The 8948-nt window shown below is 73.3% G+C and carries 4 protein-coding genes and 1 pseudogene; 1 reads left to right on the plus strand and 4 read right to left on the minus strand.

Features of this window, described 5'->3' with window-relative positions; translation table 11 throughout:
- From QMF80_RS06475 to QMF80_RS06490, 4 genes and pseudogenes are all read right to left on the minus strand, one after another.
- Nucleotides 1–190, minus strand: a pseudogene (locus tag QMF80_RS06475) (crotonyl-CoA carboxylase/reductase); the annotation flags it as partial.
- 50 nt (nucleotides 191–240) lie between these two features.
- The gene (locus QMF80_RS06480) at nucleotides 241–636 is read right to left on the minus strand and encodes a DUF3037 domain-containing protein (RefSeq protein WP_283450354.1); all 396 of its coding nucleotides are present in this window, start codon (nucleotides 634–636) and stop codon (nucleotides 241–243) included.
- The gene (locus QMF80_RS06485) at nucleotides 633–1412 is read right to left on the minus strand and encodes a HipA family kinase (protein WP_283450356.1); all 780 of its coding nucleotides are present in this window, start codon (nucleotides 1410–1412) and stop codon (nucleotides 633–635) included. The genes QMF80_RS06480 and QMF80_RS06485 overlap by 4 nt, the downstream gene beginning before the upstream one ends.
- A 198-nt stretch (nucleotides 1413–1610) precedes the next feature.
- A complete protein-coding gene (locus tag QMF80_RS06490) occupies nucleotides 1611–2282 on the minus strand; it encodes a 4'-phosphopantetheinyl transferase family protein (protein ID WP_283450358.1) in 672 nt (223 codons plus the stop codon).
- Between the two features lie 435 nt (nucleotides 2283–2717).
- On the opposite strand from QMF80_RS06490, the gene QMF80_RS06495 reads away from it, so the two are divergent.
- The gene (locus QMF80_RS06495; protein WP_283450360.1) at nucleotides 2718–8891 is read left to right on the plus strand and encodes an SDR family NAD(P)-dependent oxidoreductase; all 6174 of its coding nucleotides are present in this window, start codon (nucleotides 2718–2720) and stop codon (nucleotides 8889–8891) included.
- Nucleotides 8892–8948 lie beyond the last annotated feature (57 nt).

The following is an 8948-nucleotide window of genomic DNA, read 5'->3' on the forward strand; positions in this document are numbered from 1 at the left end:
GTTCGGGCACCGGCACCTCGTCCAGGTGTATCGACGCGCGCGGGTCCTTGTCGCGGGTGGCGAGCCCGGAGAACAGGTCCGTCTCGCTCTTGTGCAAGGTGACGGCCCGGTACGCCTCGGGGAGGGCGAGCGCGGCGAAGTCCTCCCGCACCGCTTCCCCGCTCACGACGGCATTGACGATGTCCTGCATGTGGCGTCCTCGGAGGCGGGGGCGGGGAAGCGGTGCGGGAGGGCGGCGGGTCAGCGCACCAGGCGGTTCATCAGCCGGTCCAGTTCGGCCGTCGGGTCGGCCGTGAGGCCGCCGTGCACCGGCCCGGTCTGGACGACGGCGCTGCGGGGGGCCGTGAGCCAGCCGAATCGTGAGCGCAGCGTGCCGGCGCCTGCCTGGCCGGCCTTCGGGTCGCCCGCGCAGATGGCGCGGATCGCTTCGAGCGCGTCGGTGACACCGGTGAGGTCGACCTCGGCGTCCAGGGTGCGCAGCCGTGCGGCGTCGATGTGGATCTCGGCCGCGAGGAAGTCGGCTTCCTTGCAGTAGAGCAGCGCGCCGACGTTGATCCGCTCGCCGCGGTCGACGCGGGGAACGGCTTGCAGCAACGCGTAGTCGAAGCCGAGGGAGGGGGTGAGGGGAGTGCTCATGCCGTGACCTCCGGCCACCAGGCGCGCTCGCCGGAGAGGCGGGCCAGCAGGTATTCGCAGTAGCGTCCGCGCAGGGTCTGCGGGTCCGCGCCGTTCGCCGAGTTCATGGTCACCAGGAAGTCGTCGGGCACGAGTGCGAGGATCCGCTCCAGCGCCTCCGGTGTCACGAGGGCGGTCAGTTCGGCGTCGAGGGCGTCGAGGAACGAGGACTTCAGCGTGGACACCCGCTCGGACAGGACGTGCGAGCCCAAGCCGTAGTCCCGGTTGGCCCAGCCGTCCACCGACGGCCACGAGTGCTGGAAGATCAGCGCCGCGCCGTGGTCGATCGCCCACAACTGGCGGTGCCAGATCAGGAGGTTGGGGTTGGACCAGGTGCGGTCCACATTGGCCGTCAGGGCGTCCAGCCAGTAGATGCGGGCGGCCTCCTCCGCCGGTGCCCGCCAGCCGATGCCGTCGTAGCCCACCGAGCCGGGCAGGAAGTCCATGGCCAGGTTGGGGCCGGTGCTGGCCTGAAGGAGCTGTTGCACCTCCTGGTCCGGCTCGCGCCGGGCCAGTTCGAGGTCCACGTCGAGGAGGACCAGGTCGGGCACCCGGATGCCGAGGTGCCGGCCCAGCTCGCCGACCACGATCTCGGCGACGAGGGCCGCGCTTCCCTGCCCGGCTCCCCGGAACTTGACGACGTAGGTGCCGTCGTTGTCGGCCTCGACGATCCCGGGAAGTGAACCGCCCTCACGCAGGGCCGTCAGATATTGCGTTCCTTTTACTTCTTGCAGCATGTCGATCACCCTACTGTCGCCGGAAGGGCCCTCCAAGGGTGTGAGCGAGTTCCGGCCATTCGCCCGGCCGCCTCGCGCGGGGAGGCGGCACGGGCTCCGGTGAATTACTTGGCTGGTTTTTTTCGGAGGGCGGGGAGGGGAACTCCTCGCCCTTATGAATTTCGGCCAGCGTCTGGGAGGCGGCCGAAATCCGGTGTTTCATGACCGGTCAGCGGACGCCGCGGGTGCCGGGCCGGCCGGTACGACGATCATCGTCGCCACGTACTCGACGCCCTCCCGGGTGGCGGTTCGCCACTGCCCGGTGAGGGTGTCGACCCGACGGCCGCCGACGACCGGGCCCGGTACGTGCAGTGAACTGCTGAAGGTGCCGCTCTCCGGATCCGGGGTGATGGTGCAGTCGCTGAAATCCATCAGCCGGCCCATGAGCGGGAAGCAGGCCTTGTACGTGCTCTCCTTCGCGCTGAACAGCAGCCTGTCCCAGGCGACGCCGGGATGGGACAGGGTGAGCCGGTCCAGCGCGCGGCGCTCCCCGGGCGAGGCGACCATCCTCTCGATGCCCCTGGGCAGCGCGGAGTTGGGCTCGGCGTCGATCCCGACCGAGGCGACCGCGGCGGTCCTGGCGACCGCCGCCGCCCGGTAGCCGGGGCAGTGGGTCATGCTGCCCGCGACGCCTTCCGGCCAGGCGGGGGCCCCCTCGGGGCCGTGCAGGATCGGCCCGGGCGGAATCCCGAGCCCGGCCAGCGCCGTACGGGCGCACAGCCGGACGGTGGCGAATTCGCGTCGGCGCTTGTCGACCGCGCGCTTCACCATGTCCGCTTCCTCCGGATAGAGGTGGATGTCCGGCGGGTCGGCGAACAGCTCGGCGATCATGACGTCGGGCAGTGTACCGACGAGTAGGTCGGACCCCGCGGAGTCGGTGCGAGGGCTGCCTCCCGGTGCCTTGCCGGGCGCGCGATCCGGGCCGTCCGGCCAGGTGGGTGCGGGTATCCGTATCGGATGGCGGACGCCGGTATCCAGCTCTGAAATTCCTGACACGAGCGATGCCTCCACTTGCGTAGGCAACCATGATCACCCAAGATGCTTTCTTGTCGACCTTCGAATTCTGGTCAGAGGGCGGGGGTCGCGGCGAGAGTAGTTTCAATGGTCAACTACCTTTGCCACTGCTGTGCTAGACAGGGTCTACAGGTAAATGCATCGGGGGATGTAGATGATTCAGCGTTGTGATGAGGCATGGCCGCAACCGGGTCGGGACGCACGTCGGTCCGCCGGGACCACCGAGCCCACCCGCGTCGGCCGGGCATCCATATGCTGACCCGCAAGATCGCCCTCGGCCTTCCCGCGCTCTCCGTGGGCGGCCTCTCCGAGAACTGGCTGTTACGCGAAGCGGGCGACCTCCACTGGTCGCTGATCGGCGAACACTTCGGCCTCCCGGTCGCGGAGCTCGCGGACGCCGACGGCGAACGGCTGCTGCCCGCCTTCACCCGCGCCCGGCTCACCGCGGCCGACTCCCTCGGCTTCTTCACCGAACACGACGAGGGCGAGCTGAGCGGAACGCTCGCCAAGCTCGACGAGCACGCCTTCGTCAGCGACATCCGCTTCGCCACACCCACGACGTCGGTCGAGGTCCGCCTCCTGACCTCCTTCGTCCGCCGGGGCGCCGGCAACTGGCTCGTCCCCGGCACGCCGCGGCACGAGGGGCGCGCTCCGGTGGCGGACGCGCGACCGGAACACCGGGACTTCCAGGGCGAGTTCCGCGCCCTGACCCGGCTGGAACCCGACGGCGCCCCCGGCCTGTACACCGACACGTACGAACTGAACCCCTTCGCGGACGTGAACGCGGCGGGCCTGCTCTACTTCGCCTCGTACCCGCACATCAACGACCGCGGCGAGCGCAAATACGTACGGTCGGTGGCGTCCGACGGCGAGTGGGCCGTCGACGCCGTGACCCTCAGCCGGGACATCGTCTACCTCGGCAACTGCGGCCTGGCCGACGCGGTGCGCTACCGCCTGGACGGCTGCCGTTGGGAGTCGCAGGACCGGGTGGTCCTCACCTCCTCCCTGCTGCGGGAACGGGACGGCCGGCCGCTCGCCCGCCTGGAGACCGTCAAGCGGCTCGTCCGGCCCGAGGCCTTCGCGGCCCTCCGGGGCGACAGGGCGGCTCCGGTCGTGATCGCTCCCGCCCCCGCTCCTCCTGCCGCTTCTTCCGTGCCTCCGCAGGCTCCCCTGCCCGAAGACCTCGAAACCCGGCTCCTGGCCGTGCTGGAGACCGTGCTCGGGGAGCCTGCCGGTTCGCTGACCGCCGACGACGACCTCCGCCCGCGCGGACTGGACAGCCTGTCCCTGTCCGAGGCCGCCGTTCGGGCCGAGGACGAGATCGGCCTCGAGGTCGACCCGAGCACCTTGTTCCAGGCGTTCACGGTCACGGCCATGGCGCGCGTCCTGCGCGGCGAACGCCCGCATCCGGCCGCGGCCGTACGGGCGGCCGGTCCCGCGCTCGCACCGGCGGCGGCGCCCCACGCCGCGATGCCGATCGCCGTGATCGGCATGGCGGGCCGGTTCCCCGGCGCGCGGAGCGTGCCCGAGCTGTGGGACCTCCTGGGCCGAGACGAGGATGCTGTCCGCGACATCCCCGCGGACCGCTGGGACGCGTCCGACCACCCCGATCTGATCGCCAAGGCGGCCCTGCTCGACGACGTGCGCGGTTTCGACCACGAGTTCTTCTCGATCAGCCCCCGTGAGGCCGCCCTGATGGACCCCCAGCAGCGGTTGCTGCTGGAGACCGTGTGGGCGACGGCCGAGGACGCCGGATGCGATCCGACCTCGCTCGCCGGTAGCCGCACCGGCGTCTACGCGGGCGTGTGCCACTCCGACTACGCCGCGCTGATAGCCCGGCACGCAGGGCGGGACGAGCCGCACCTGAGCGTCGCGGTCTCCCCCTCCCTGGTGGCCAACCGGGTCTCGTACACCCTCGGTCTGCGCGGCCCCAGCGTCGCCGTGGACACCCTCTGCTCCTCGTCGCTGGTCGCCGTCGCACAGGCCGTCGCCGCACTGCGGTCCGGCGAGTGCGACCAGGCGTTCGCGGGCGGGGTCAACGTCCTGTGCGACCCGGACCGCCACCACGCCTACCAGCGCACCGGCGTCCTGAGTCCGCGCGGCCGCTGTCACACCTTCGACGAGGAGGCGGACGGATACGTCCGGGGCGAGGGCGTCGCCGCGCTGCTGCTCAAGCCGCTGGACCGGGCGCTGGCCGACGGCGACCGCGTGCACGCGGTGATCCGCGGCGTGGCCGTCAACCACGGCGGCCAGGCCCGGTCCTTCACCGCCCCGAACCCGGACGCCCAGGCCGACCTGCTGGTCGCCGCCTACAACGAGGCGGGCGTCGACCCGCGCACCGTCGGGTACATAGAGGCGCACGGCACCGGTACTCGCCTGGGTGACCCGATCGAGATCTCCGCCATGGTCGCGGCGTTCGATCGGCTCTACACGCAGTGGGGCCACCCGCGGCCCGACGGGCCGCACTGCGCGGTCGGCTCGCTCAAGACCAACATCGGCCACCTCGAGGCGGCCGCCGGAATCGCCGGCATGGTCAAGGTGATCCTGGCCATGAGGCACCGGACGCTCCCGGCCGGGCGCAACCTGAGCCGCCCGAACCGGATGATCAAGATCGACGGTACGCCGCTGCGGCTGCAACTCCGGCGCACCGCCTGGGAGTCGCCCGTCGACGGCGGCCCGCTGCGGGCCGGGGTCAGCTCCTTCGGGATGGGCGGCACCAACGCGCACGTGGTCCTGGAGGAAGGCCCCCGTGCCGCGGCGGCCCCCGAGACGGCCGGCCCGGTGGTCGTGCCCGTCTCCGCGCGGACCCCGCAGGCGCTGCGGGAGGCCGTGGCCGGTCTGCTGGAGGCGGTCCGCTCGCCGGACGCCCCGCCGCTCGCGTCGATCGCGCGCACCCTGCGCACCGGGCGTGCGGTACTGCCGTACCGCGTCGCCGTCGAGGCGTCGGACCTCGGCGAACTCGCCGCTCGGCTCGCCTCGGTACTCGACTCCACGCCCGACGCGCCCGTGACCGGACCGTCCGGCGCGGCCGACGGGCTGTCCGGCGCGCGGGGCCACGGTCCGTCCGAAGGAGCGGAACCGGCCCGGACGGCCCCGGACACGCCGCTCGTTTCGCTGCCGACCTACCCCTTCAGCCGCGACCAGCACTGGGTGGCACCCGTCGCGGGCGCGGAACTCCTCACCACCGAGTGGGTGGACGCGCGGGACGCGGCCGCGCCGGACACCGGTGACACCCGCCGGCTGCTGGTGGTCACCACCGATCCGCGGCTGGCCCGTACCGTCCTCGGGGAACGCGCCGTGGCGCACGTCCCGGGGGACCCCGTACCCGATCTGGCCGGCCTGGGCGGGATCGTCGACCTCGTCGACTGGTCCGCCCCCGAGGCGTTCGTCACCGAGCGCATCGCCCTGCTGCAGCGGATGCTCACCTCGAACCCCCGCGTCGGGCTGCGCTGCGTACACGTCAGCGGCGCCGAACGCTCCGCGCTGGCGGGCTTCTACCGCTCCCTGTCCGGAGAGTTCCAGGCCCTCCACGGACGGACCGTCCGCGTCGACGGCGGCGCCGCCGAACTCGCCGCCGCCGTCCGGGCCGAAGCCGCGACCGACGACCGGGAGACGGAGATCCGGTACGAGGGCACGCGCCGCCGCCGGCCGGTGGTGGCCTTCGCCCCGGCGCGGACCGCCGAGGACCTGCTCGCGGGGGTCGACCGCGGCGCGGTGCTCATCACCGGCGGCCTCGGAGGCATCGGCCTGCACCTCGCGGCCCACCTGGCCGACCGGGGCGCCCGCCACATCGTGCTCGTGGGCCGTTCCCGGATGCCGGTCCGCAACCAGTGGGCCGCCCTCGTCGCCGCGCCCGCCACGGACCCGGCCCTGCGCGCACGCCTGACCGCGCTGCTCGCCCTCGTCGAGCGCGGGGTGACGCTGACCATACGGACCGACGCCCTGGACGACGTCGCCTCCTTGCGCCGGCTGATCGGCCGGGTCAGGAAGCAGGCGGGCGGGATCGACGCCGTCTTCCACTGCGCGGGGGTGATGGACCCGCCCGCGTCCTTCCTGTCCCGTACGCCCGAGGACATCTCCCGGGTGCTGCATCCCAAGACCGACGGACTGCGGGTGCTGTGGTCGGCCTTCGGCACCACGCCGCCCCGGCTCATGGTGCTGTTCTCCTCCGTGGCCGGAGCGCTGCCGCGGCTCGCCGCGGGCCATCTGGACTACGCCGCGGCGAACGGCGCGCTCGACGACTTCGCCGCCGCCCACGACTCCGGTGAGGCCGGCTGCGTGGTGCGCGCCCTGCGCTGGCCCCTGTGGAGGGGCGTGGGCATGGGGCTGGAGCGTACGAGCGCGAGCGGCGCGCTCGGCATCCCCGACCTCGCCGCCGACGACGCCCTGGAACTGCTCGACCTCGCCCTGAGGGTGACCGGCGACGCGGTGTCCCTGCCCTGCCGGGTGGAGCGCGGCGCCCTGGCCGCCGGCGAGCTGTTCCTGGCGCCGCGGCCCACCGCCGACCTGCCCACCGCACCGCTCTCCGCCGAGGCCCTGCCCGTACCGGGAGCCGCCCCCGCCCTGACCGTTCCCGCCCCGGCGGTTCCGGGCCCAGCCGTGCGGACCGAAACCGCAGCGGGCGTCGCCGTACCGGCCGTCGCCGTACCGGGCGACGAGTCCGCCGGGGCGGTGGCGCCGGACTGGCTGTACGCCCTCGTGGCCCGCACCACGAAGGTCGACCTCGGCCTGCTGGGCCCCGGCACCCTGCTCGGCGACGTCGGCGTGGACTCGCTGCTCATGGCCGAACTGGTGCGCGACCTCGAAGGGATCCTCGGCCACCCGGTCGACCCGAGCCTCCTCCAGGAGCACCCGACGCTCGGCGGCCTCGCCGCCGCGCTCGGCGCACCCCCCGTCGGCCGCGTGCCCGAGCCCACGGGCCCGGCCGCCTACGAGCCCACGGGCCCGGCCGCCTACGAGCCCACGGGCCCGGCCGCCCCCGAGGCGGTGGCACAGCCGTCCCGGGCCCCCTACCGGGCCCCGTCCCCGGACGGGCGGCCCACGCCCATCGCCGTGATCGGGATGGGGTGCCGCCTGCCGGGCGCCGACGACCCGGCGCAGCTCTGGGAGGCCCTGCTGGCGGGCCGCGACCTCGTCACCGAGGTGCCGTCCGACCGCTGGGACGTGGCCTCCCTCTACAGCCCGGACGGCGGACCGGGACGCAGCCAGAGCAAATGGGGCGGATTCCTGGACGACGCCGCCCTGTTCGACCCGGAGTTCTTCGGATTCGACGCCGAGGCGGCGCGCCACCTGGACCCGCTGGCACGCAAGGCGCTGGAGGTGTCCGTGGAATGCCTCCGGGACGCCGGGTACCGCGAGGACGAGGTACGGGGAAAGGCGGTCGGCGTCTTCGTCGGCACGCGTACGGGCAACCACCGGGCCCACCTCCAGCCCCCCGAGCGGCCCTACATCGCGGGCGTCAACCAGAACTTCGTCGCCGCGCACATCTCGCACTTCCTGGACCTGACGGGGCCGAACCTCGTGGTCGACAGCGCGTGTTCCTCGTCCCTCGTGAGCATCCACCTGGCCGCCGGCAGTCTGGCGTCGGGGGAGTCGTCCATGGCCCTGGCCGGCGGCGTGGACCTCTTGTTCGACGAAGAGCCCTACCTCATGCTCAGCGCGGGCAAGGCCCTCTCGCCCAGCGGCCGCTGCCGCACCTTCGACGAGTCCGCCGACGGCCTCGTACCGGGCGAGGGCGCCGGGATGGTGCTGCTCAAGCGCCTCGACGACGCCCTGCGCGACGGGGACCGGGTGCTCGCCGTGATCGAGTCCTCGGGCGTCAACAACGACGGCCGGACCATGGGCCACACCACGCCGAGCGGCCGGGCCCAACGCGCGCTGGTCTCCGACGTACTGACGCGCGCCGGGGCCGACGCCCGCACCATCGGCTACGTCGAGGCGCACGGCACCGGCACGATGATCGGCGACCCGATCGAGCTCCAGGCCCTGACCGCCGTCCACCGGACGTACACCGAGGACCGCGGCTACTGCGGCATCGGCAGCGTCAAGAGCACGATGGGGCACCTGCTCAGCGCCGCGGGCGTCGCCGGATTCATCAAGGCGGTACAGATCCTGCGGCACGGCAGGATCGTGCCCACGCTGCACTGCGACCGGCCGAACCCGCGGTTCGCGTTCGCCGACTCGCCCTTCTTCCCCGTCACCCGGGTCACCGACCTGCCACCCGGGAGCCGGGTGGGTGTCAGCGCCTTCGGCTTCGGGGGCACCAACGCCCATGTCCTGCTGGGCCCCGGCGCCCCCGGGGAGCCAGGGCGTCCACCGCTGCCCAAGCCCGCCTACCGGCGCAGCAGGTTCTGGCGCCTGCCCGCCGCGCCCGGACCGGCCGCCGAGCCGGTCCGCTCCGCCCGGCTCGACCTGACCTTCCCGTAACCCGGCGCGGCCGGGCCCGATCACGCCCCCGCATCGCCGACCACCAGGAGAGAACAC

This window comes from Streptomyces sp. G-G2 (assembly GCF_030063135.1).
Lineage (GTDB): Bacteria > Actinomycetota > Actinomycetes > Streptomycetales > Streptomycetaceae > Streptomyces.